Origin of the sequence: Fluviirhizobium alvei, assembly GCF_030551875.1 — a bacterium.
In the GTDB taxonomy this organism is placed as follows: domain Bacteria; phylum Pseudomonadota; class Alphaproteobacteria; order Rhizobiales; family Rhizobiaceae; genus Rhizobium_E; species Rhizobium_E alvei.
Genome location: NZ_JAUOZU010000013.1, coordinates 192,996 through 211,926 on the forward strand (window position 1 = coordinate 192,996; position 18,931 = coordinate 211,926).

Genomic DNA, 18,931 nt, shown 5'->3' on the forward strand with positions numbered 1-18,931 from the left:
ACGTCCCCCTTCATGTCGCGCAACCGACCAAAAAATCCGCGTTGCGGCCTTGCCCTTCGCCCTGCCGCCATGGTTTCTAGGCGCCATTGATTTGCAAAGCCAATGGAGGAATACCATGGACGTTCGCGCCGCAGTCGCCGTACAGGCGGGCAAGCCGCTCGAAATCATGACCGTACAGCTCGAAGGCCCGAAAGCCGGCGAAGTACTGATCGAGGTCAAGGCCACCGGCATCTGCCATACGGACGATTTCACTCTTTCGGGCGCCGATCCGGAAGGCCTGTTTCCGGCCATTCTCGGCCATGAAGGTGCGGGCATCGTCGTCGATGTCGGCCCGGGCGTGACCTCGGTGAAGAAGGGCGACCATGTCATTCCGCTCTATACGCCGGAATGCCGTTCCTGCCCCTCCTGTCTGTCGCGCAAGACCAATCTCTGCACCGCGATCCGCTCGACCCAGGGCCAGGGCGTGATGCCGGATGGCACCAGCCGCTTCTCGATCGGCAAGGACAAGATCCATCACTATATGGGCTGCTCCACCTTCGCAAACTACACCGTGCTGCCGGAAATCGCGGTGGCAAAGGTGCGTGAAGACGCCCCCTTCGACAAGATCTGCTATATCGGTTGCGGCGTCACCACCGGCATCGGTGCGGTTATCAACACCGCCCAGGTCGAGATGGGGGCAACAGCCATCGTCTTCGGTCTCGGCGGCATCGGCCTCAACGTCATCCAGGGCCTGCGTCTCGCCGGTGCCGACATGATCATCGGCGTCGATATCAACAATGACAAGAAGGCCTGGGGCGAACGCTTCGGCATGACCCATTTCGTCAATCCGAAGGAAGTCGAGGGCGACATCGTTCCCTATCTGGTCAATATGACCAAGCGTGGCGCCGATCTCATCGGCGGCGCAGACTATACATTCGATTGCACCGGCAACACCAAGGTCATGCGTCAGGCGCTCGAAGCCAGCCATCGCGGCTGGGGCAAGTCGGTCATCATCGGCGTGGCCGGCGCCGGCCAGGAAATCTCCACCCGTCCGTTCCAGCTGGTCACCGGCCGTACCTGGATGGGCACCGCCTTTGGCGGCGCGCGTGGCCGCACCGACGTTCCGAAGATCGTCGACTGGTATATGGACGGCAAGATCCAGATCGATCCGATGATCACCCATGTGATGCCGCTTGAGGACATCAACAAGGGCTTTGACCTCATGCATTCGGGCGAAAGCGTGCGCGGCGTGGTCGTGTACTGATCGGCCTGAACCGGTCGCAATCTGCAAGGCGGGAAACGGCACGGTCGTTTCCCGCCTTTTCATTTTTCATGGTCTGGCGTCACGGGTAACCGACAAGCCAACCCGGAAGCCGGGCATCGACCTGACCGCGACAGGCTGCATCGACACATGTGGCAAGACTTGCAAACCGAAGTGCTTTTCCGGTCAGTCCCGGGCCGTAATGGGCGTATTTGCCCGAATTGGTCAGGATCGTCGTCGCTTCTGGCGGCACGATCGGTTCGAGCACCGTGCACCAGCAGGCATCGACAACGAACTCGGCACCGAACGACTGCAATGTTGCGGCATGGCCCGCCGATATGGCCCGATCGAGCGTGGCGCGTGATGTCGTGATCGTCATCCGGGTCAAAGGTGCACGGGTGCGCCCGGCCACAAGGCGGGCCAGGTCGGCGATTTCCGTCAGGGAAAAATGCGGATTGCCAAGCGCCACCAGATCGATTGCGGTCTCGTCGGTCGATTGCAGCTTTTGCCAGGATCCTCGGAGGTCCGCCCCCGATATGGTTAGAACCGGCAGCCCCTCAACCTGACCGGTTGCGTCCTTCAGACTGGTGGCCTCCGGGGTTATCCCGACCAGATGAAACATCGGTGCGCCAGAGGTCGTCGCAAACGCCGCACCGAAGGCCTTGAGATCGTCTGTCTTCGGATCAAGATCCGCAAGGCCGGTGACGGCCGGGATTTTGGTCGGCGCCAGCGATCCGATATGGTAGCCGAGGAGCGGCCAGAAACTGTCGTCGAAGCCCTGCGGCGGCTGAACCTCTATGATCAGCTTCGCCCGCCGGTTCTCTGCGATATGGCAGCCCGCCAGCGGTGCGCGTCCGGTCAGGGCAATCAACGCATCGAGAAAATCGGGATATTTCATCGTCCGCGCCCCGAGAACGGAGTTGGCATAGACAACCGCGTTTGATTCCGCCCAGGCGATGTCATCGCCGCTAGCGGGCGAATCCTCGCGCAGATAGGGGGCGCAGGTGAAAGAGGTCCGGGCACCGAGCGCCAGATAGGCATCGGCAAGCGCGGCGGCAGCCCGCGACAGCGCAGGATCGGTGCCCTGCCGTTGCCAGGCCATCCGGTCGACCGAGATTGCATTGAGCGTGGTCGGAACGGCAACCCTGCCGCCGGCGGCCACAAGCTTTTCGGCAAAGTCCAGGCTCGCCGGACCGGTATAGATGCATCCGTCGATATGGGCCCGCGAGACCGGGATCAGCCGTTCGGCGCCCAGCAGTTCCGCCATCCGGATGATGATGCGCATGGCGGTCCGGGTGGCCTCTGGCGATCCATCGTCAAGAAGGGCCAGGTCCTCTGTGCTCAGCAGCAGCGGTTTTGGCGCGGTATCCGGATGATGCGGCCTGTCCACACCGACCGAACCGGCACCGCAGAGGACCCTGCCATCCGAGACCGTCGCCCGGTCGACCTCTGCCAGCCGGGCGAACATCTCCGGTGCCAGTTGCACGACAGGCAGCGTAGGGCCGAACATTTCCTCCGCGACGAACACGCCGAGGGTCAGAATTTCTTCGCGCGTCGAAAAGATCATCGCAGCGGGTGCGACACCATTGATCATCAACTGCAGCAGCACGGAGCTTCCTGTGCAGGAACCACGCCCCGCAGGAATGGCGAGAATGCGACCGGCGATGCACTTGCCGAACAGAGGATGTCCCCGATCGATGACATTTCCTGTCTCGGGATCGATCCCACCCCAGAAGCTCAATCCGGTATCCGAAAAGAGAACCTGCCCAGACACCTCGCCTTTGACGAGGGCATTGCCGTAGAGATCGGCCTCACCCTCCCCGCCCTTCCCGTCTGTCATCTCGCCTGCCTCATCGATCATTCGTCGCCACCCGGAAAAGGAATGGATTTGAAAGCCGCCGTCCGCGCCTTGAACCGTTTCCGGCTTGCCTCCCACACATAGGTCCCGTCGATCCGGCCCGGCCTGATCCGCCGCTCATTGCGGTTCGGCTCGCATCCTGTCCCGTCGAGTTTCGTCTTGCGGATATGGATCGTCGCGCGGATCGTTCCGCTTGTGGCTCGGAAGCCGAGATCCGACATGATCGACCATGCACAGCCGTTCCAGTTCATGGTTCCGATTGAGTCAATAAGGTTGATCCTGTCACCTGCCAAAGACACCAGCGATGTCTGCACATATTCCTCCCCTGCATTGAGGTGGGAACTGCGGAAGAAGGTTACAGGTGCGTCGGGCGCGGCAAAGGCAATCTCAGGCGCCTGGAAGGATGTGAACCGGTCATAACCCACATCGGCCGCATCGAGCAGCTTCGGCTCACCTGCAAGATCATAGAGCCCGAGAATCGCAACGCTCTGCGCCGCATCCTCAGCCGTGCCAAAATCAAAGAGAATGAGCGCCCGTTTGCCGGCTGGGCTGACGAAATCAAGGCGCGAAATCGACTGCGGCTCGGTCTGGACGGTATAGGCGAGCATATCCGCTCCACCGATATGCCGAATACCCTTGCCCGGCGTGACATCGGCTTTCGATCCATCGCCCAGGATATCCGGCAAAAGGGAAGTGACGAGATCCCGATACCGGATCGTCGATCCCGGCGTGACAGCGCTATCCGGTTCAACACGAACCGTTTCTGCTTTTAGGCCCGTGTTCCAGGCCAGAGCAATGACCGCCAGCCCGATCCGGAGGAAGCGTCGCATGCCGGGTCTCCCTTGCAGCTTCAACGCTTCTTCATGCCACTGACATTTGGGCAAACGCAACGGCTTGCCCGGAATTCAGGTAAAGAAAAAGCCGGACCTTGTGGCCCGGCTTGATCCGATATCAGAACGCTTGAGCGATCAGGCTGCTTCAGCAGCAGCCTTTTCAGCTTCCACGCGAGCGTGGTCGGCAGCACCCTTGGCCGAAACGTCACGATCGACGAACTCGATCACGGCGAGCGGGGCGTTGTCGCCATGGCGGAAGCCGGCCTTCATGATGCGCAGGTAGCCACCGTTGCGGTTGGCATAACGCGGTGCGATCGTTGCGATCAGCTTGCCGGCGAGGTCGGCGGAACCGATCTGCGAGATCAGCTGACGACGGGCATGCAGGTCACCGCGCTTGCCGAGCGTGACGAGCTTCTCGACGATCGGGCGGATTTCCTTTGCCTTCGGCAGGGTTGTGACGATCTGCTCATGTTCGACGAGCGAAGCCGCCATGTTCTTGAACATGGCCTTGCGGTGGCTGGCGGTGCGGTTGAGCTTGCGGCCCGAATTTCCGTGGCGCATTGCTATACTCCTTCACATGCAGGGTTAACCCTGCTGTTTGATTGGTTTCAGTACTGGTCTTCGTAACGCTTGGCGAGTTCTTCGATGTTCTCCGGCGGCCATGCGGGCACTTCCATTCCGAGGTGCAGCCCCATGGAAGCGAGAACTTCCTTGATCTCGTTAAGCGACTTGCGACCGAAGTTCGGAGTACGAAGCATTTCCGCCTCGGTCTTCTGAATGAGGTCGCCGATATAGACGATGTTGTCGTTCTTCAGGCAGTTTGCCGAACGGACCGACAGTTCGAGTTCATCGACCTTCTTGAGCAGCGCCGGATTGAAGGCGAGTTCCGTAATGGTCTCTTCCTCGGCTTCCTTCTGCGGCTCGTCGAAGTTCACGAACACCGACAGCTGATCCTGCAGGATGCGAGCGGCAAAAGCCACGGCATCTTCACCGGTCACAGAACCGTCGGTTTCGATGGTCATCGTCAGCTTGTCATAGTCGAGAACCTGGCCTTCGCGGGTGTTTTCCACCTTGTAGGACACTTTCTTGACCGGCGAGAACAGGCTGTCGACCGGGATGAGGCCGATCGGAGCATCTTCCGAACGGTTGCGGTCGGCAGGCACATAGCCCTTGCCATTGGCGACAGTGAATTCCATGCGGATCTCGGCACCCTCGTCGAGCGTGCAGATGACATGGTTCGGGTTGAGGATTTCAATATCCCCGACCGTCTGGATGTCCCCGGCCGTCACCTGGCCAGGACCCTGCTTGCGCACAACCATGCGCTTGGGGTCATCGCCGTCCATCTTGATGGCGATTTCCTTGATGTTGAGCACGATATCCGTCACGTCTTCGCGGACGCCCGGAATGGACGAGAACTCGTGCAGCACGCCGTCGATCTGGACGGCGGTCACGGCCGCGCCGCGCAGGGACGACAGCAGAATGCGACGAAGCGCATTACCGAGCGTCAGACCGAAGCCGCGCTCGAGCGGTTCGGCCACGAGGGTGGCCTTGGACCGGCTCGACGAGGTGAATTCCACCTTGTTTGGCTTGATCAATTCCTGCCAGTTTTTCTGAATCATGTGTCTCTAGCCTTCCATTCGCGCCACCATCCAATCGTGGCGATCGACATCGAGGATGCCGCACCCGAAAGCACGGCGGTTGAAAATCTGATCAGACGCGGCGCTTCTTGCGCGGACGGCAGCCATTGTGCGGGATCGGCGTCACATCACGGATCGAGGTGATGGTGAAGCCGGCAGCCTGCAGGGCGCGCAGCGCAGATTCACGACCCGAACCCGGGCCGCAGACTTCGACTTCGAGCTGGCGCATGCCATGTTCCTGGGCCTTCTTGGCGCAGTCTTCGGCGGCAACCTGGGCAGCGAACGGGGTCGACTTGCGCGAACCCTTGAAGCCCTTGGCACCAGCGGACGACCAGGCAATCGCATTGCCCTGGGCATCGGTGATGGTGATCATGGTGTTGTTGAAGGTAGAATTGACGTGAGCAACACCCGAAGTGATGTTCTTACGCTCACGACGCTTAACGCGTGCGGCTTCCTTGGCCATGGTATTTCCTTTCGTTGATCTCTTCGCCGCCGTAGTTCCAGCGGCTACACCTTCGAGCCAGACAGCTAAAGTGCGGGTAGCGAATAGAGGGTTCCCTATTCGCTACCCGCAAAATGCAGCCCGACCTGAAATTACTTCTTCTTGCCGGCGATCGCCTTTGCCGGACCCTTGCGGGTGCGTGCATTGGTGTGCGTGCGCTGACCGCGCACCGGCAGGGAGCGACGATGACGAAGACCGCGGTAGCAGCCAAGGTCCATCAGACGCTTGATGTTCATTGCAGTTTCGCGACGCAGGTCACCTTCGACCTGATAATCGCGGTCGATCGTTTCACGGATCTGCAGAACTTCCGCATCCGTGAGCTGATGAACGCGACGCTCGGCCGGAATACCGACCTTCTCGCAAATTTCCTGCGCAAATTTCGGACCGATCCCGTGAATATAGGTCAGCGCGATAACAACGCGCTTCTGAGTCGGGATGTTGACGCCAGCGATACGAGCCACGCCTATTCTCCTTCAATCCCAGTTGCCATCCGGCAATTGGCTTTACGTTAAGTGTCCGACGAGCGGCCACCTGTTCAACAACACCAGTTCGCGCCATGTCAAAAGCGACCGAACCGACCTTCCCCGCTTGGGAGAGAGCCGCGCCGATCGCCTAGAATATCGCGAGTTGGCGCGTCATTAACGGAATCGGCCGCGAAAAGCAACTATCCGCCAAAAGAAAATTGACAATCAGCGCTTCGCGAGAATCGCTTCGATTGCTGCGGTTACTTCATCGATCGGAGCCATGCCGTCAACCGATTTCAGAAGACCCTTCGCATGGTAATAGCCGATCAGCGGCGAAGTTTCCTTGTAGTAGACCTGCAGGCGCGTCGCCACCACATCGGCATTGTCGTCGGGACGACGCTTGAAGCTGGTCGAACCGCACTTGTCGCAGACGCCATCCACTTTCGGCTTGTGATTCCGGTCATGATAGCCGGCGCCGCAGTTGGCGCAGGTATAGCGGCCAGAAATGCGATCAACGAGAATCGCATCATCCACCTGGATCTCGATCACCACGTCGAGTTTCATGCCCTTGGAAGAGAGCATAGCCTCGACAGAATCAGCCTGGACTAGAGTCCGCGGATATCCGTCGAGAATGAAACCGTTCGCACAATCGTCGGCATCGATTCGTTCCGAAACGATCGCATTGACGATATCGTCGGAGACGAGATTGCCGGCGTCCATGACAGCCTTTGCTCGCTTGCCGACTTCGGTCTCCGCCTTGACGGCAGCACGAAGCATGTCACCGGTCGAAAGCTGCGGAATACCGTGTGTTTCGACAATACGTTGGGCCTGAGTGCCCTTTCCGGCGCCCGGAGGCCCCAACAGAATCAATCTCATTATCCCCTCTTTCCTCCCCGGAGTTTCGACTTCTTGATCAGACCCTCATACTGGGTCGCGATCAGGTGGCCTTGAATCTGTGCTACAGTATCAAGTGTCACGCTGACAACAATCAAAAGCGAAGTACCACCAAGGTAGAATGGGACGCCGGTCTGTGCAATCAGGATTTCGGGCAGAATGCAGACGGCGATAAGATAAAGAGCACCGATGACGGTAATGCGCGTCAGGACGTAATCGATATATTCCGCGGTCCGCTCGCCCGGACGGATACCAGGGATGAAGCCGCCATGCTTCTTCAGGTTATCGGCCGTGTCCTTCGGATTGAAGACGATGGCCGTATAGAAGAAGGCGAAGAAGGCGATCATACCGGCATAGAGCACCATATAGAGTGGCTGGCCATGGCCGAGCGCGGCAACGATGGTCGTTGCCCAGTCCGGCAGACCGGTATTGCCGGAGAAACCTGCCAGCGTTGCCGGCAGCAGCAGCAGCGACGAGGCAAAGATGGCGGGAATGACGCCCGACGTGTTGAGCTTCAGCGGCAGGTGCGACGTATCGCCCTGGAACATCCGGTTGCCGACCTGGCGCTTCGGATACTGAATCAACAAACGACGCTGAGCACGTTCGAAGAAAACAACGGTGGCAACGGCAGCGAGTGCGACCACAAAAACGATGAAGATCACCGCGGTAGAAATTGCATTCGTCCGAGCGAGCTCAAGGGTTGAGGCCAAGGCGTGCGGCATGGATGCAACGATACCGGTGAAGATAATCAGCGAAATACCGTTACCGATACCGCGCGAAGTGATCTGCTCGCCGAGCCACATCAGGAACATGGTGCCGCCAAGCAGCGTCAGGACGGTGGAAATGCGGAAGAACCAGCCCGGATCGGCCACGATGCCCTGCCCTGCTTCCATCGACACCGCAATGCCATAGGCCTGCAGCGCGCCGAGAATCACGGTGCCGTACCGGGTATACTGGTTGATGATCTTGCGGCCCTGCTCGCCTTCCTTCTTCAGTTGTTCGAGCGCCGGAACCACTGACGTCATCAACTGAACGATGATCGAAGCCGAGATGTAGGGCATGATGCCGAGTGCGAAGATCGCCATACGGCTGACCGCTCCACCCGAGAACATGTTGAAGAGGCCGAGAATACCACCGGACTGCGACTGAAACGCGTTGGCGAATGCATCCGGATTGATTCCAGGAAGCGGAATATAGGTGCCGAGTCGATAGACGAGAAGCGCGCCGAGCGTGAACCACAACCGCTTTTTCAGGTCGTCCGCCTTGGCAAATGTCGAGAAGCTCAGATTGGAAGCCAATTGTTCCGCTGCAGACGCCATGAAATTCTCCGCAAAACCACAATCGGATCACGAATGGATCCGCTGGAAAGAAATCGTTTTGTCGAGAAGGCACAAAGCGGGCGGCAATGCAGTTACATCGGCCTCACTTCAGCCCTCGTTCGATCGGCCGCAAGAAGCGGCCACATGTGAGGCTCTCATATAGGAGAGAAAACGCCCGGTGTGAAGCCACACCGGGCGTTGAATTCATCGCTTATTCAGCAGCAGCCGAAAGAGCCTTGAGCGAACCGCCGGCCTTTTCGATCTTTTCGATCGCGGCCTTGGATGCGCCGGCCACTTCGAAGGTCAGCTTCGCGGTCAGCTCGCCATCGGCGAGAATGCGAACACCGTCCTTGACGCGGCGGATAACGCCGGCAGCCTTGAGCGCTGCACCATCAACAGTGGCGGAAGCATCAAGCTTCTTGGCATCGACGGCAGCCTGGATGCGGCCGAGCGAAACGACCACGAAGTCGCTTGCGAAGATGTTGTTGAAGCCGCGCTTCGGCAGACGGCGGTAGATGGGCATCTGGCCGCCTTCGAAGCCGTTGATCGCAACGCCGGAACGGGCCTTCTGACCCTTCACGCCGCGGCCACCGGTCTTGCCCGAGCCCGAGCCGATACCGCGACCGACACGCTTGTGGCTCTTCAGAGCGCCTTCGTTGTCCTTGATCTCATTCAGTTTCATCGTCGTCTCTCCCGTCTCACTTGTCGTCGACGACACGGACCAGATGGCTGACGGTGGCGATCATGCCACGGACAGACGGCGTGTCTTCGAGCGTACGGATGCGGTGCATCTTGTTAAGGCCGAGACCGATCAGGGTCTGGCGCTGGTAGCCGGGGCGACGGATCGGGCTGCCGATCTGTTCCACGGTCACGGTCTTCTTGGTTTCTTCCTTTTTCGCCATGATCCAGCTCCTTATTCTTCCGAGGCCTGGCCAGTGATGGCGGCGCGGCGAGCCTGAAGCGTTGCATACTTGATGCCGCGCTGGGCTGCGATGTCCTTCGGATGAACCTGATTCTTCAGGGCGTCGAAGGTTGCGCGAACCATGTTGTAGGGGTTCGACGAACCGGTCGACTTGGCAACGACGTCATGAACGCCGAGCGTTTCGAAAACGGCGCGCATCGGACCACCGGCGATGATACCGGTACCGGCCGGAGCCGAGCGCAGCAGAACCTTGCCGGCGCCGTGACGGCCCGGAACGTCGTGATGCAGCGTACGGCCGTCGCGCAGCGGTACGAAAATCAGATCGCGCTTGGCAGCTTCGGTTGCCTTGCGGATGGCTTCCGGCACTTCACGTGCCTTGCCATGACCGAAACCGACGCGGCCCTTCTGGTCGCCGACGACGACGAGTGCTGCGAAACCAAAACGGCGGCCACCCTTGACCACCTTTGCGACGCGGTTGATCGCGACAAGCTTGTCGACGAATTCGCTATCGCGCTCTTCACGGCTCTGGCGATCTTCGCGCGGAGCCCGCTTTTCCTGTGCCATTGTCCTCTTCCTTTTTCTTTTCCGGGTGCAATCGGCATTTTGTGGAAGACCCCGCCCCTGCCCTTCGGCAAGAAACGAGGTCCAGTGAAATGAAGCCAAAGCTTCAGAATGAGAGCCCGGATAACCGGGCTCGCAAAAGATCAGAAGTTCAGACCGCCTTCGCGGGCAGCGTCGGCAAGAGCCTTGACGCGGCCGTGATAGATGAAGGCGCCACGGTCAAAGACAACGTCCTTGACGCCTGCAGCAACGGCGCGCTCGGCAACGAGCTTGCCAACAGCAGCAGCGGCAGCGGTATCGGCACCGGTCTTCAGCGACGAGCGCAGGCCGGTGTCGAGAGTGGAAGCCGAAGCAAGGGTCTTGCCTGCAACGTCATCGATGATCTGAGCGTAGATGTTCTTGGACGAACGATGAACGCTGAGACGCGGACGGCCATTGGCCACCGACTTGAGCTGACGGCGCACGCGGCTTGCGCGGCGCACCATTTTGTCTTTTGTGCTAGCCATAATGCGCGTTCCTTACTTCTTCTTGCCTTCCTTGCGGACAATCCGCTCGCCGGCATACTTGACGCCCTTGCCCTTGTAGGGTTCGGGGCCACGGTATTCCCGGATCTCAGCGGCGACCTGGCCGACCTGCTGCTTGTCGATGCCGGAAACGGTAATTTCCGTCGGCTTCGGCGTAGCAATCGAGATACCAACCGGCGGCTCATAAATGACGTCATGAGAGAAGCCGAGCTGCAGCTGCAGGTTCTTGCCCTGCATGGCAGCACGATAACCGACGCCGGTGATCTCGAGCTTCTTTTCGTAGCCGTCCTTCACACCCTTGAGAATGTTCTCAATCATGGTGCGGGACATGCCCCACTTGGCGCGGGCGTCCTTGGATTCGTTGACCGGGCTAACGGCAACGGTGTTTTCTTCGAGCTTGACGAGAACTTCGTCGTTAACGACGAACTTCAGCTCCCCTTTCGGGCCCTTCGCAGTCACCGTCTGTCCTTCGACAGTGGCGGTCACTCCTGCAGGAACCTGAACGGGCTTCTTACCGATACGAGACATAGTTTTTTCCCTGTCTGTTCGCTATGCGATGGCTTTACCCGATCAGAAGATCGAGCAAAGCAGTTCGCCACCAACGTTCTGTTCGCGAGCCTGGTGATCGGCCATCACACCCTTCGGAGTCGAAAGGATGGTGATGCCGAGGCCGTTCGCGACCTGCGGAATGGACTTGACCGAGACATAGACCCGGCGGCCCGGCTTGGAGACGCGGTCGATCTTGCGGATGACCGGAGCACCTTCGTAGTACTTCAGCTCGATGTTGAGCTCGGCCTTGCCGTTCTCGAACTCGACCTTGGAGTAACCACGGATGTAACCTTCAGCCTGCAGAACGTCGAGAACGCGGGCACGGAGGTTGGACGCCGGCGTGGAAACCGACGACTTGCGACGGGCAACGCCGTTGCGGATGCGTGTGAGCATATCGCCCAAAGGATCAGTCATAGACATCTTAAGCCCTCCTTACCAGCTCGACTTCACGACACCGGGGATCTGCCCGAAGTTGCCGAGCTGACGCAGAGCGACACGCGACATCTTGAGCTTCCGGTAGAATGCGCGCGGACGACCGGTCACTTCGCAACGGTTGCGAATACGGGTCTTGGAGCCATTGCGCGGCAGTTCGGCCAGCTTGAGGGTAGCCTTGAACCGGTCTTCGATCGGAAGATTGCGGTCCGAAATGATTGCCTTCAGCTTGGCCCGCTTGTTGGCCTGCTGGGCAACCAGCTTACGGCGGCGCTTGTTCTTTTCAACTGCGCTTGTTTTCGCCATGTGTACGTTCCTTTTCTACGCTCGTCGTTACGGTCAGGTGCGGAACGGGAAGCTGAACTCTTTCAGGAGAGCCCGTGCCTCGTCGTCCGTCTGCGCCGTCGTGCAAACGATGATGTCCATGCCCCACATCTGATCAACCTTGTCGTAGTTGATTTCCGGGAACACGATGTGCTCCTTGATTCCCATGGCGAAGTTGCCACGGCCATCAAAGCTCTTCGGATTCAGGCCGCGGAAGTCGCGAACGCGCGGCAGCGCGATGTTGACCAGACGATCCATGAATTCATACATGCGGGCGCCACGCAGGGTCACCTTGGCACCGATCGGCATTCCTTCGCGGACCTTGAAGCCGGCGATGGAGTTGCGGGCGCGGGTGATCACCGGCTTCTGACCAGCGATAGCTGCGAGGTCGGCAGCAGCAACAGTCGGCTTCTTCGAATCAGCCGTTGCTTCGCCAACACCCATGTTGATGACGATCTTGTCGACACGCGGGATCATCATCTCGTTGGCGTAGGAGAACTGCTCCTGCATCGCAGCGCGGATGCGACCAACATATTCCTTCTTGAGCCGCGGCTCGTACTTAGCTTCAGCCATCGATCGATACCCCCGAACGCTTTGCCACGCGAACCTTCTTGTCGCCATCGATCTTGAAACCGACGCGGGTCGGCTTGCCGTCCTTGGGGTCGGCGATCGCGATGTTGGACAGGTGAATCGGGGCTTCCTTGGTGATGATGCCGGCTTCCTGGGAAGCAGACTGGCGCTGATGGCGCTTCACCACGTTGATACCGCGAACGATGGCGCGGTCTTCCTTGGGCATGACCTGGAGGACTTCGCCGGAACGGCCCTTGTCCTTGCCGGTCAAGATGACGACCTTGTCGCCCTTGCGAATCTTTTGCATCTCAGTCGTTCCCTCTCTTACAGCACTTCCGGAGCCAGCGAGATGATCTTCATGTGGTTCTTGGCGCGAAGTTCGCGCGGAACCGGTCCGAAGATACGGGTGCCGATCGGCTCTTTCTTGTTGTCGATGAGAACGGCTGCGTTGCTGTCGAAGCGAATCACGCTTCCATCCGGACGGCGGATGTCCTTGGCGGTACGAACCACCACGGCTTTCATCACGTCACCCTTCTTAACGCGGCCGCGCGGGATGGCTTCCTTGATCGAAACGACGATGATGTCGCCGATCGATGCGTACTTACGCTTGGAGCCGCCCAGCACCTTGATGCACATGACACGACGTGCGCCGGAATTGTCCGCCACGTCGAGGTTTGTTTGCATCTGAATCATGTCAGGTCGCCTTCTTGTTATGACCGGAATGGTTGGACATGGGCAAAACACCCCATCCCCTGGCCCGGCTTTTCAGTCCCAATTTCAGTGGAATGGGCGCGTCATATAGGAAACGCGCCCAAAAGCAAGTCTTTTCTCAAAAAGAGTTCACGCCCGGAGGTCTTCCGGGCGATCATTCTTGTCAAGCTATCAGGCGCTCTCAGGAGTGAACGGTCACAACCCGCCAGCGCTTGTCCTTGGAAATCGGTGCGCATTCCTCGATGGAAACGACATCACCGGTCTTCACGGCATTGTTTTCGTCATGAGCCTTGTACTTCTTGGAACGGCGCACCGTCTTCTGAAGCAAGGGGTGGGCAAAACGACGCTCGACGCGGACCACAACGGTCTTGTCGTTCTTGTCGCTGACTACGGTGCCCTGCAGAATGCGTTTCGGCATTTCCTAGTTCCTTCAAGCCTTGGCTTCGGCCGCCTTCTGGCGGGCGATAGTTTTGATCCGGGCGATATCCTTGCGGATCTCGTTGAAGCGGGCTGTCTTTTCGAGCTGGCCGGTAGCCTGCTGGAAACGCAGATTGAACTGCTCCTTCTTCAACTTCGCGATCTCTTCAGTGAGCTGGTCGGCGCTCAGTGCGCGCACGTCAGACGCTTTCATCTGCTCTCTCCTTATTCGGCGATACGCTGGACGAAGCGCGTCTTGACGGAGAGCTTGGCAGCTCCCAGACGCAGAGCCTCGCGGGCGATTTCTTCGCTGACACCGTCGATCTCGAACATGATTCGACCCGGCTTGACCTTGCAAGCCCAGTATTCGACGGAACCCTTACCTTTACCCATACGAACTTCGGTCGGCTTGGCGGTAACCGGAACGTCCGGGAACACGCGGATCCAGACGCGACCGGCGCGCTTCATGTAACGGGTGATGGCACGACGAGCCGCTTCGATCTGACGTGCATTGACGCGATCGGGCTCCTGGGCCTTCAGGCCGTACTCGCCGAACGCCAGGTCAGAACCACCCTTGGCAACGCCATGGATACGGCCCTTGAACTGCTTGCGGAACTTTGTACGCTTTGGCTGCAACATTTTCTATTCTCCGAAATCTGCCGGACCGCTATCAAGCGTTCTCGCGGCGGCGATTGTTGTTGCCGCCCTGGTTGTCGCCTTCCACGGCACGACGCTCGGAGGCCATCGGATCGTGCTCAAGGATTTCACCCTTGAAGATCCAGACCTTGATGCCGCAAACACCGAAAGCGGTGTGGGCTTCGGCGACGCCGTAATCGATATCCGCACGCAGCGTGTGCAGCGGAACGCGGCCTTCGCGATACCATTCGGTACGCGCGATTTCCGCACCGCCGAGACGGCCGGCGCAGGTGATCTTGATGCCTTCGGCACCGAGACGCATGGCCGACTGAACCGCACGCTTCATGGCACGACGGAAGGCAACGCGGCGCTCGAGCTGCTGGGCAATGCCCTGGGCAACCAGCGTCGAGTCGATTTCCGGCTTGCGCACTTCAACGATGTTGAGGTGCGTTTCGGAGGAAGTCATGTCCGAGACCTTCTTGCGAAGCTTCTCGATGTCGGCGCCCTTCTTGCCGATGATCAGACCCGGACGAGCTGAGTGGATGGTCACGCGGCACTTCTTGTGCGGACGTTCGATGACGACCTTGGCAATGCCGGCAGCCTTGAGCTCGTCCATGAGATACTTGCGGATGGCAAGGTCTTCATGCAGCAGCTGGCCATATTCGGCATTGTCTGCGAACCAGCGGCTATCCCAGGTCCGGTTGATGCCGAGACGGAAGCCGATCGGATTGATTTTCTGACCCATTATGCGGCCTCCCCTTTTTCGGCGACTTCGCGAACCACGATCGTGAGATGCGAGAACGGCTTTTCGATGCGCGATGCACGGCCACGGCCACGGGCGTGGAAGCGCTTCATCACGATCGACTTGCCGACATAGGCCTCGGCGACGACGAGAGCGTCGACGTCGAGGTCATGGTTGTTCTCGGCGTTCGCGATAGCCGATTCGAGCGTCTTCTTGACAGTCGAAGCGATACGCTTGCGGGAGAATTCGAGCTCAGCGAGAGCGCGCTCGACCTTCTTGCCACGGATCATTGCGGCAACGAGGTTCAGCTTCTGGGGGCTCACGCGAATGGTGCGGGCTACTGCCTGCGCCTCATTGTCCTTGAGCCGGCGTTCGGTTTTTGCCTTGCCCATGATTACTTCCTCTTCGCCTTCTTGTCCGCGCCGTGACCGTAATAGGTCCGGGTCGGGGAGAACTCGCCGAACTTGTGTCCGACCATTTCTTCCGAAACCAGCACGGGAACGTGCTTGTTGCCGTTGTAGACGCCGAACGTCAGACCAACGAACTGGGGAAGAATGGTGGAGCGACGGCTCCACATCTTGATTACTTCTGCACGACCGCCGGAGCGAACCTTCTCAGCCTTCTTGAGAAGATAGCCGTCAACGAACGGGCCTTTCCATACTGAACGAGCCATTAATGACTTCCTCTCTCAATTAGCGCTGATGACGCGAGCGCATGATGAACTTGTTGGTCGACTTGTTGGTGCGGGTACGCTTGCCCTTGGTGGGCTTGCCCCACGGAGTCACCGGATGGCGACCACCAGAGGTGCGACCTTCACCACCACCGTGCGGGTGGTCGACCGGGTTCATCGCAACGCCGCGAACGTGCGGACGCTTGCCCTTCCAGATCGAACGACCGGCCTTGCCGTCGTTGATGTTGCCATGGTCCGGGTTGGACACGGCACCGACGGTAGCCATGCACGAACCGGGAACGAGGCGCTGTTCACCCGAATTCAGGCGAAGGATGGCCATGCCCTGGTCGCGGCCGACGAGCTGGACATAGGTGCCAGCCGAACGAGCCATCTGACCGCCCTTGCCCGGCTTCATTTCCACATTGTGGACGATGGAGCCGACCGGGATGTAAGCGAGCGGCATAGCGTTGCCGGGCTTCACATCGACGCCCTTGGTGGACGCGATCACCTTGTCGCCGGCAGCGAGACGCTGCGGAGCCAGGATGTAGCTCAGCTCGCCATCGGCATACTTGATCAGCGCGATGAAAGCGGTGCGGTTCGGGTCATATTCCAGACGCTCGACGGTTGCTTCGATGTCGAACTTGCGACGCTTGAAGTCCACGAGACGGTAGGAGCGCTTGTGACCACCACCCTGGTAGCGGGCCGTAACCCGACCGGTGTTGTTGCGGCCGCCCTTGGAGTTAAGACCCTCGGTCAGCGCCTTGACAGGCTTGCCCTTGTGGAGGCCCGAACGGTCGACGATCACCAGCTGGCGCTGGCTCGGCGTTACCGGATTGAATGTTTTCAATGCCATTGTCTTATTCCTCAGAGACCGGTGGTCACGTCGAGCGTCTGGCCTTCAGCCAGAGTTACGACGGCCTTCTTGACGTCCTGCTGCTTGCCGAGGGTATTGCGGAAGCGCTTGGTCTTGCCCTTGCGAACCAGGGTGTTGACCGCGGTGACCTTGACGCCGAACAGTGCTTCGACGGCAGCCTTGATTTCCGGCTTCGAAGCGGCCTTGTCGACGTTGAAGACGACCTGGTTGTTTTCGGAAACCAGGGTCGACTTTTCCGTGATCACGGGCTTAACGATCACATCATAGTGGCGAAGATCAGTCATTTGAACCGCTCCTCCAGAGCTTCAACCGCAGCCTTGGAAAGAACGAGCTTGTTGCGGCGCAGGATGTCATAGACGTTGATGCCCTGAACCGGCAGCACGTCGACGTTCGGAATGTTCTGGGCGGCGAGCTTGAAGTTTGCATCAAGTTCGGCACCGCCGATGAACAGGACGTTGTTCAGGCCGAGACCGCTGAGAGCACCGACCAGTTCCTTGGTCTTTGCCTGTGCGGAAACGAGCTGATCGACAACGATCAGGTCTTCAGCCTTCAGCTTGGCAGACAGGGCGTGACGCAGAGCAAGAGCGCGGATCTTCTTCGGAAGATCGTGAGCGTGGCTGCGAACAACCGGGCCGTGAGCACGACCGCCGCCGCGGAACTGCGGAGCGCGAGCCGAATGGTGACGAGCGCGACCCGTACCCTTCTGCTTGTACATCTTGGAACCGGTGCGAGCGATTTCGCTGCGGGTCTTGGTCTTGTGCGTACCCTGGCGCTTCTTGGCGAGCTGATAGCGCACCATGCGAGCGATGATGTCTTCGCGGGGGTCAAGGCCGAAAATGGCGTCGGAGACGGCAACCTTGCCAGCGTCCTTGCCTTCGAGCGTTTTTACGGTGAGATCCATCTTTGAGGCTCCCTTACTTGGCTGCGCGGATGCCAGCCGGACGCGGAGCGTCAGCCGGGATGCCCGCCTTGACGGCGTCGCGAACGATGATCCATGCGCCCTTGGAGCCGGGAACGGCACCGCGCACGAGGATGAGACCGCGATCCTCGTCCGTCGAAACGACTTCGAGGTTCTGCGTGGTCACGCGGGTCTGACCCATGTGGCCGGCCATCTTCTTGTTCTTGAAGACGCGACCCGGATCCTGACGGTTACCCGTCGAACCATGCGAGCGGTGCGAGACGGACACGCCGTGTGTCGCGCGGAGACCGCCGAAATTGTGCCGCTTCATCGCACCGGCAAAACCCTTACCGATGGAGGTGCCGGTCACGTCGACGAGCTGGCCCGGAACGAAATGGGTAGCGGCGAGTTCGGCGCCGACATCGATCATGTTTTCGGGGGTCACGCGGAATTCGGCAAGCTTTGCCTTCGGCTCGACCTGGGCAAGCGCGAAGTTGCCGCGCATGGCCTTGGACACATTCTTGACCTTGGCAACGCCGGCGCCGAGCTGGACGGCCGTGTATCCGTTCTTTTCTTCTGTGCGCTGGGCCACCACCTGGCAGTTTTCCATGCGCAACACTGTTACGGGAACATGTTCACCGGCATCTGTGTAGATGCGGGTCATCCCCACCTTCTGTGCAATCACACCTGAACGCATTGGTTCATTTCCTCTTAGAAGTCCATCCGGGGTTTTGCCCCTTCGTGCCTCTTGTTTAAGGATTCCGTCAGATCATCACGATCTTCCGGTTTCCCGTTCCTGGAAGCCGTTGGCTTGCGCCACGTTCCTTCCTTGTTATTTCGGCTTTCGCCGGACTTAGAGCTTGATTTCGACGTCGACGCCGGCGGCGAGATCGAGCTTCATCAGCGCGTCGACCGTCTGAGGAGTCGGATCGACGATATCGAGAAGACGCTTGTGCGTCCGCATTTCAAACTGCTCGCGGCTCTTCTTGTCCACGTGCGGCGAACGGTTCACGGTGAAACGTTCAATCCGCGTCGGCAGCGGCACGGGACCGCGAACCTGTGCACCCGTACGCTTCGCCGTCGAGACGATTTCGCGCGTGGAGGCATCGAGGATCCGGTGATCGAACGCCTTGAGGCGGATACGGATATTCTGGCCGTTCATTCAACTAGTCCTTGTTCAACAAGTCCGCAGAGCGGACCGTTTTGAATGTTTATTCTTGCTTCAAACGATGGCAGGGACCCTTTAGGCCCCTGCCACCTGATTTGTAAAGCCCAAAATTACTCGATGATGGAGGCGACGATGCCTGCACCGACGGTACGGCCACCTTCGCGGATAGCGAAGCGGAGCTTTTCT

At 59.3% G+C, this 18,931-nt stretch carries 31 protein-coding genes; 1 reads left to right on the plus strand and 30 read right to left on the minus strand.

All coding sequences use genetic code 11. The features are described from left to right. Positions 1 to 115 precede the first annotated feature (115 nt). Complete coding sequence (locus Q4481_RS18020; protein ID WP_304377788.1) at positions 116 to 1,243, plus strand: S-(hydroxymethyl)glutathione dehydrogenase/class III alcohol dehydrogenase; 1,128 nt, start codon at positions 116 to 118, stop codon at positions 1,241 to 1,243. Positions 1,244 to 1,322: 79 nt separating this feature from the next. Here the strand turns inward: Q4481_RS18020 and lhpI are convergent, their stop codons facing one another. From lhpI to Q4481_RS18170, 30 genes are all read right to left on the minus strand, one after another. Continuing rightward, entirely contained in the window at positions 1,323 to 3,080 is a 1,758-nt protein-coding gene (gene lhpI, locus Q4481_RS18025; protein WP_304377789.1) for a cis-3-hydroxy-L-proline dehydratase, read from the minus strand. A 17-nt stretch (positions 3,081 to 3,097) separates the two neighbouring features. Further along, positions 3,098 to 3,928 (minus strand): hypothetical protein, encoded by an 831-nt coding sequence (locus Q4481_RS18030; RefSeq protein ID WP_304377790.1) that lies wholly within the window; start codon positions 3,926 to 3,928, stop codon positions 3,098 to 3,100. Positions 3,929 to 4,066: 138 nt separating this feature from the next. Next, a complete protein-coding gene (gene rplQ, locus Q4481_RS18035) occupies positions 4,067 to 4,492 on the minus strand; it encodes a 50S ribosomal protein L17 (RefSeq protein WP_304377791.1) in 426 nt (141 codons plus the stop codon). Positions 4,493 to 4,539: 47 nt separating this feature from the next. After that, positions 4,540 to 5,550: a DNA-directed RNA polymerase subunit alpha gene (locus Q4481_RS18040; protein ID WP_304377792.1), complete on the minus strand. Its 1,011-nt coding sequence runs from the start codon at positions 5,548 to 5,550 to the stop codon at positions 4,540 to 4,542. 91 nt (positions 5,551 to 5,641) lie between these two features. Then, positions 5,642 to 6,031, minus strand: coding sequence for a 30S ribosomal protein S11 (rpsK, locus tag Q4481_RS18045; protein ID WP_304377793.1), 390 nt, complete (start codon positions 6,029 to 6,031; stop codon positions 5,642 to 5,644). A 131-nt stretch (positions 6,032 to 6,162) separates the two neighbouring features. Next, the gene (gene rpsM / locus Q4481_RS18050; protein WP_304377794.1) at positions 6,163 to 6,531 is read right to left on the minus strand and encodes a 30S ribosomal protein S13; all 369 of its coding nucleotides are present in this window, start codon (positions 6,529 to 6,531) and stop codon (positions 6,163 to 6,165) included. Positions 6,532 to 6,759: 228 nt separating this feature from the next. Then, positions 6,760 to 7,410: an adenylate kinase gene (locus Q4481_RS18055; RefSeq protein WP_304377795.1), complete on the minus strand. Its 651-nt coding sequence runs from the start codon at positions 7,408 to 7,410 to the stop codon at positions 6,760 to 6,762. Further along, positions 7,410 to 8,747 (minus strand): preprotein translocase subunit SecY, encoded by a 1,338-nt coding sequence (secY, locus tag Q4481_RS18060; protein WP_304377796.1) that lies wholly within the window; start codon positions 8,745 to 8,747, stop codon positions 7,410 to 7,412. The genes Q4481_RS18055 and secY overlap by 1 nt, the downstream gene beginning before the upstream one ends. Positions 8,748 to 8,958: 211 nt before the next feature. Beyond that, positions 8,959 to 9,429 carry a 50S ribosomal protein L15 gene (gene rplO, locus Q4481_RS18065; RefSeq protein ID WP_304377797.1) on the minus strand — a complete coding sequence of 157 codons (471 nt, stop codon included), beginning with the start codon at positions 9,427 to 9,429 and terminating at the stop codon, positions 8,959 to 8,961. A 16-nt stretch (positions 9,430 to 9,445) separates the two neighbouring features. Next, entirely contained in the window at positions 9,446 to 9,649 is a 204-nt protein-coding gene (gene rpmD, locus Q4481_RS18070; RefSeq protein WP_304377798.1) for a 50S ribosomal protein L30, read from the minus strand. A gap of 11 nt (positions 9,650 to 9,660) precedes the next feature. Continuing rightward, positions 9,661 to 10,233: a 30S ribosomal protein S5 gene (gene rpsE, locus Q4481_RS18075; protein WP_304377799.1), complete on the minus strand. Its 573-nt coding sequence runs from the start codon at positions 10,231 to 10,233 to the stop codon at positions 9,661 to 9,663. A 140-nt stretch (positions 10,234 to 10,373) separates the two neighbouring features. Further along, entirely contained in the window at positions 10,374 to 10,736 is a 363-nt protein-coding gene (gene rplR, locus Q4481_RS18080) for a 50S ribosomal protein L18 (RefSeq protein WP_304377800.1), read from the minus strand. Positions 10,737 to 10,748: 12 nt separating this feature from the next. Beyond that, positions 10,749 to 11,282 carry a 50S ribosomal protein L6 gene (gene rplF, locus Q4481_RS18085; RefSeq protein ID WP_304377801.1) on the minus strand — a complete coding sequence of 178 codons (534 nt, stop codon included), beginning with the start codon at positions 11,280 to 11,282 and terminating at the stop codon, positions 10,749 to 10,751. Positions 11,283 to 11,324: 42 nt separating this feature from the next. Next, positions 11,325 to 11,723, minus strand: a complete 399-nt coding sequence (gene rpsH / locus Q4481_RS18090) for a 30S ribosomal protein S8 (RefSeq protein WP_304377802.1) — start codon at positions 11,721 to 11,723, stop codon at positions 11,325 to 11,327. A gap of 12 nt (positions 11,724 to 11,735) precedes the next feature. After that, entirely contained in the window at positions 11,736 to 12,041 is a 306-nt protein-coding gene (rpsN, locus tag Q4481_RS18095; protein ID WP_304377803.1) for a 30S ribosomal protein S14, read from the minus strand. A 33-nt stretch (positions 12,042 to 12,074) separates the two neighbouring features. After that, a complete protein-coding gene (gene rplE / locus Q4481_RS18100; protein ID WP_304377804.1) occupies positions 12,075 to 12,632 on the minus strand; it encodes a 50S ribosomal protein L5 in 558 nt (185 codons plus the stop codon). After that, complete coding sequence (gene rplX / locus Q4481_RS18105) at positions 12,625 to 12,936, minus strand: 50S ribosomal protein L24 (protein ID WP_304377805.1); 312 nt, start codon at positions 12,934 to 12,936, stop codon at positions 12,625 to 12,627. The genes rplE and rplX overlap by 8 nt, the downstream gene beginning before the upstream one ends. A 17-nt stretch (positions 12,937 to 12,953) precedes the next feature. Continuing rightward, positions 12,954 to 13,322, minus strand: a complete 369-nt coding sequence (gene rplN, locus Q4481_RS18110) for a 50S ribosomal protein L14 (protein ID WP_304377806.1) — start codon at positions 13,320 to 13,322, stop codon at positions 12,954 to 12,956. A 199-nt stretch (positions 13,323 to 13,521) separates the two neighbouring features. After that, positions 13,522 to 13,758, minus strand: coding sequence for a 30S ribosomal protein S17 (rpsQ, locus tag Q4481_RS18115; RefSeq protein ID WP_304377807.1), 237 nt, complete (start codon positions 13,756 to 13,758; stop codon positions 13,522 to 13,524). Positions 13,759 to 13,770: 12 nt separating this feature from the next. Continuing rightward, on the minus strand, positions 13,771 to 13,971 hold the full coding sequence (gene rpmC / locus Q4481_RS18120; protein WP_304377808.1) for a 50S ribosomal protein L29: 201 nt from the start codon (positions 13,969 to 13,971) through the stop codon (positions 13,771 to 13,773). A gap of 11 nt (positions 13,972 to 13,982) precedes the next feature. Beyond that, positions 13,983 to 14,396 carry a 50S ribosomal protein L16 gene (gene rplP / locus Q4481_RS18125; protein ID WP_304377809.1) on the minus strand — a complete coding sequence of 138 codons (414 nt, stop codon included), beginning with the start codon at positions 14,394 to 14,396 and terminating at the stop codon, positions 13,983 to 13,985. 31 nt (positions 14,397 to 14,427) lie between these two features. Then, positions 14,428 to 15,138: a 30S ribosomal protein S3 gene (gene rpsC, locus Q4481_RS18130; protein ID WP_304377810.1), complete on the minus strand. Its 711-nt coding sequence runs from the start codon at positions 15,136 to 15,138 to the stop codon at positions 14,428 to 14,430. After that, positions 15,138 to 15,527, minus strand: coding sequence for a 50S ribosomal protein L22 (gene rplV / locus Q4481_RS18135; RefSeq protein WP_304377811.1), 390 nt, complete (start codon positions 15,525 to 15,527; stop codon positions 15,138 to 15,140). The genes rpsC and rplV overlap by 1 nt, the downstream gene beginning before the upstream one ends. A 2-nt stretch (positions 15,528 to 15,529) precedes the next feature. Continuing rightward, positions 15,530 to 15,808: a 30S ribosomal protein S19 gene (rpsS, locus tag Q4481_RS18140; protein WP_304377812.1), complete on the minus strand. Its 279-nt coding sequence runs from the start codon at positions 15,806 to 15,808 to the stop codon at positions 15,530 to 15,532. Between the two features lie 19 nt (positions 15,809 to 15,827). Further along, a complete protein-coding gene (gene rplB / locus Q4481_RS18145) occupies positions 15,828 to 16,658 on the minus strand; it encodes a 50S ribosomal protein L2 (RefSeq protein WP_304377813.1) in 831 nt (276 codons plus the stop codon). A gap of 11 nt (positions 16,659 to 16,669) precedes the next feature. Next, positions 16,670 to 16,963 carry a 50S ribosomal protein L23 gene (locus Q4481_RS18150; protein WP_304377814.1) on the minus strand — a complete coding sequence of 98 codons (294 nt, stop codon included), beginning with the start codon at positions 16,961 to 16,963 and terminating at the stop codon, positions 16,670 to 16,672. Then, entirely contained in the window at positions 16,960 to 17,580 is a 621-nt protein-coding gene (rplD, locus tag Q4481_RS18155; RefSeq protein ID WP_304377815.1) for a 50S ribosomal protein L4, read from the minus strand. Before rplD ends, Q4481_RS18150 begins: the two co-directional genes overlap by 4 nt. 13 nt (positions 17,581 to 17,593) lie before the next feature. Next, complete coding sequence (gene rplC / locus Q4481_RS18160; protein ID WP_304377816.1) at positions 17,594 to 18,274, minus strand: 50S ribosomal protein L3; 681 nt, start codon at positions 18,272 to 18,274, stop codon at positions 17,594 to 17,596. Between the two features lie 156 nt (positions 18,275 to 18,430). Further along, positions 18,431 to 18,739 (minus strand): 30S ribosomal protein S10, encoded by a 309-nt coding sequence (gene rpsJ / locus Q4481_RS18165; RefSeq protein WP_137156080.1) that lies wholly within the window; start codon positions 18,737 to 18,739, stop codon positions 18,431 to 18,433. A gap of 116 nt (positions 18,740 to 18,855) precedes the next feature. After that, on the minus strand, positions 18,856 to 18,931 hold a 76-nt coding region (locus tag Q4481_RS18170), incomplete at its 5' end, for an EF-Tu C-terminal domain-related protein (protein ID WP_144623229.1).

Coding starts and splice junctions, on each gene's coding strand:
- secY (WP_304377796.1), bottom strand. CDS start 8,747: ATGGCGTCTGCAGCGGAACAATTGGCTTCCAATCTGAGCTTCTCGACA.
- rplD (WP_304377815.1), bottom strand. CDS start 17,580: ATGGATCTCACCGTAAAAACGCTCGAAGGCAAGGACGCTGGCAAGGTT.
- lhpI (WP_304377789.1), bottom strand. CDS start 3,080: ATGACAGACGGGAAGGGCGGGGAGGGTGAGGCCGATCTCTACGGCAAT.
- Q4481_RS18030 (WP_304377790.1), bottom strand. CDS start 3,928: ATGCGACGCTTCCTCCGGATCGGGCTGGCGGTCATTGCTCTGGCCTGG.
- rplF (WP_304377801.1), bottom strand. CDS start 11,282: ATGTCTCGTATCGGTAAGAAGCCCGTTCAGGTTCCTGCAGGAGTGACC.
- rpsN (WP_304377803.1), bottom strand. CDS start 12,041: ATGGCGAAAACAAGCGCAGTTGAAAAGAACAAGCGCCGCCGTAAGCTG.
- Q4481_RS18150 (WP_304377814.1), bottom strand. CDS start 16,963: ATGACTGATCTTCGCCACTATGATGTGATCGTTAAGCCCGTGATCACG.
- rpsK (WP_304377793.1), bottom strand. CDS start 6,031: ATGGCCAAGGAAGCCGCACGCGTTAAGCGTCGTGAGCGTAAGAACATC.
- rplB (WP_304377813.1), bottom strand. CDS start 16,658: ATGGCATTGAAAACATTCAATCCGGTAACGCCGAGCCAGCGCCAGCTG.
- rpsJ (WP_137156080.1), bottom strand. CDS start 18,739: ATGAACGGCCAGAATATCCGTATCCGCCTCAAGGCGTTCGATCACCGG.
- rplP (WP_304377809.1), bottom strand. CDS start 14,396: ATGTTGCAGCCAAAGCGTACAAAGTTCCGCAAGCAGTTCAAGGGCCGT.
- rpmD (WP_304377798.1), bottom strand. CDS start 9,649: ATGGCGAAAAAGGAAGAAACCAAGAAGACCGTGACCGTGGAACAGATC.
- rpsH (WP_304377802.1), bottom strand. CDS start 11,723: ATGTCTATGACTGATCCTTTGGGCGATATGCTCACACGCATCCGCAAC.
- rplX (WP_304377805.1), bottom strand. CDS start 12,936: ATGCAAAAGATTCGCAAGGGCGACAAGGTCGTCATCTTGACCGGCAAG.
- rplC (WP_304377816.1), bottom strand. CDS start 18,274: ATGCGTTCAGGTGTGATTGCACAGAAGGTGGGGATGACCCGCATCTAC.
- rpsE (WP_304377799.1), bottom strand. CDS start 10,233: ATGGCACAGGAAAAGCGGGCTCCGCGCGAAGATCGCCAGAGCCGTGAA.
- rplO (WP_304377797.1), bottom strand. CDS start 9,429: ATGAAACTGAATGAGATCAAGGACAACGAAGGCGCTCTGAAGAGCCAC.
- rplV (WP_304377811.1), bottom strand. CDS start 15,527: ATGGGCAAGGCAAAAACCGAACGCCGGCTCAAGGACAATGAGGCGCAG.
- rpmC (WP_304377808.1), bottom strand. CDS start 13,971: ATGAAAGCGTCTGACGTGCGCGCACTGAGCGCCGACCAGCTCACTGAA.
- Q4481_RS18055 (WP_304377795.1), bottom strand. CDS start 7,410: ATGAGATTGATTCTGTTGGGGCCTCCGGGCGCCGGAAAGGGCACTCAG.
- Q4481_RS18020 (WP_304377788.1), top strand. CDS start 116: ATGGACGTTCGCGCCGCAGTCGCCGTACAGGCGGGCAAGCCGCTCGAA.
- rplQ (WP_304377791.1), bottom strand. CDS start 4,492: ATGCGCCACGGAAATTCGGGCCGCAAGCTCAACCGCACCGCCAGCCAC.
- rpsS (WP_304377812.1), bottom strand. CDS start 15,808: ATGGCTCGTTCAGTATGGAAAGGCCCGTTCGTTGACGGCTATCTTCTC.
- rpsC (WP_304377810.1), bottom strand. CDS start 15,138: ATGGGTCAGAAAATCAATCCGATCGGCTTCCGTCTCGGCATCAACCGG.
- Q4481_RS18040 (WP_304377792.1), bottom strand. CDS start 5,550: ATGATTCAGAAAAACTGGCAGGAATTGATCAAGCCAAACAAGGTGGAA.
- rplR (WP_304377800.1), bottom strand. CDS start 10,736: ATGGCTAGCACAAAAGACAAAATGGTGCGCCGCGCAAGCCGCGTGCGC.
- rplE (WP_304377804.1), bottom strand. CDS start 12,632: ATGGCTGAAGCTAAGTACGAGCCGCGGCTCAAGAAGGAATATGTTGGT.
- rplN (WP_304377806.1), bottom strand. CDS start 13,322: ATGATTCAGATGCAAACAAACCTCGACGTGGCGGACAATTCCGGCGCA.
- rpsQ (WP_304377807.1), bottom strand. CDS start 13,758: ATGCCGAAACGCATTCTGCAGGGCACCGTAGTCAGCGACAAGAACGAC.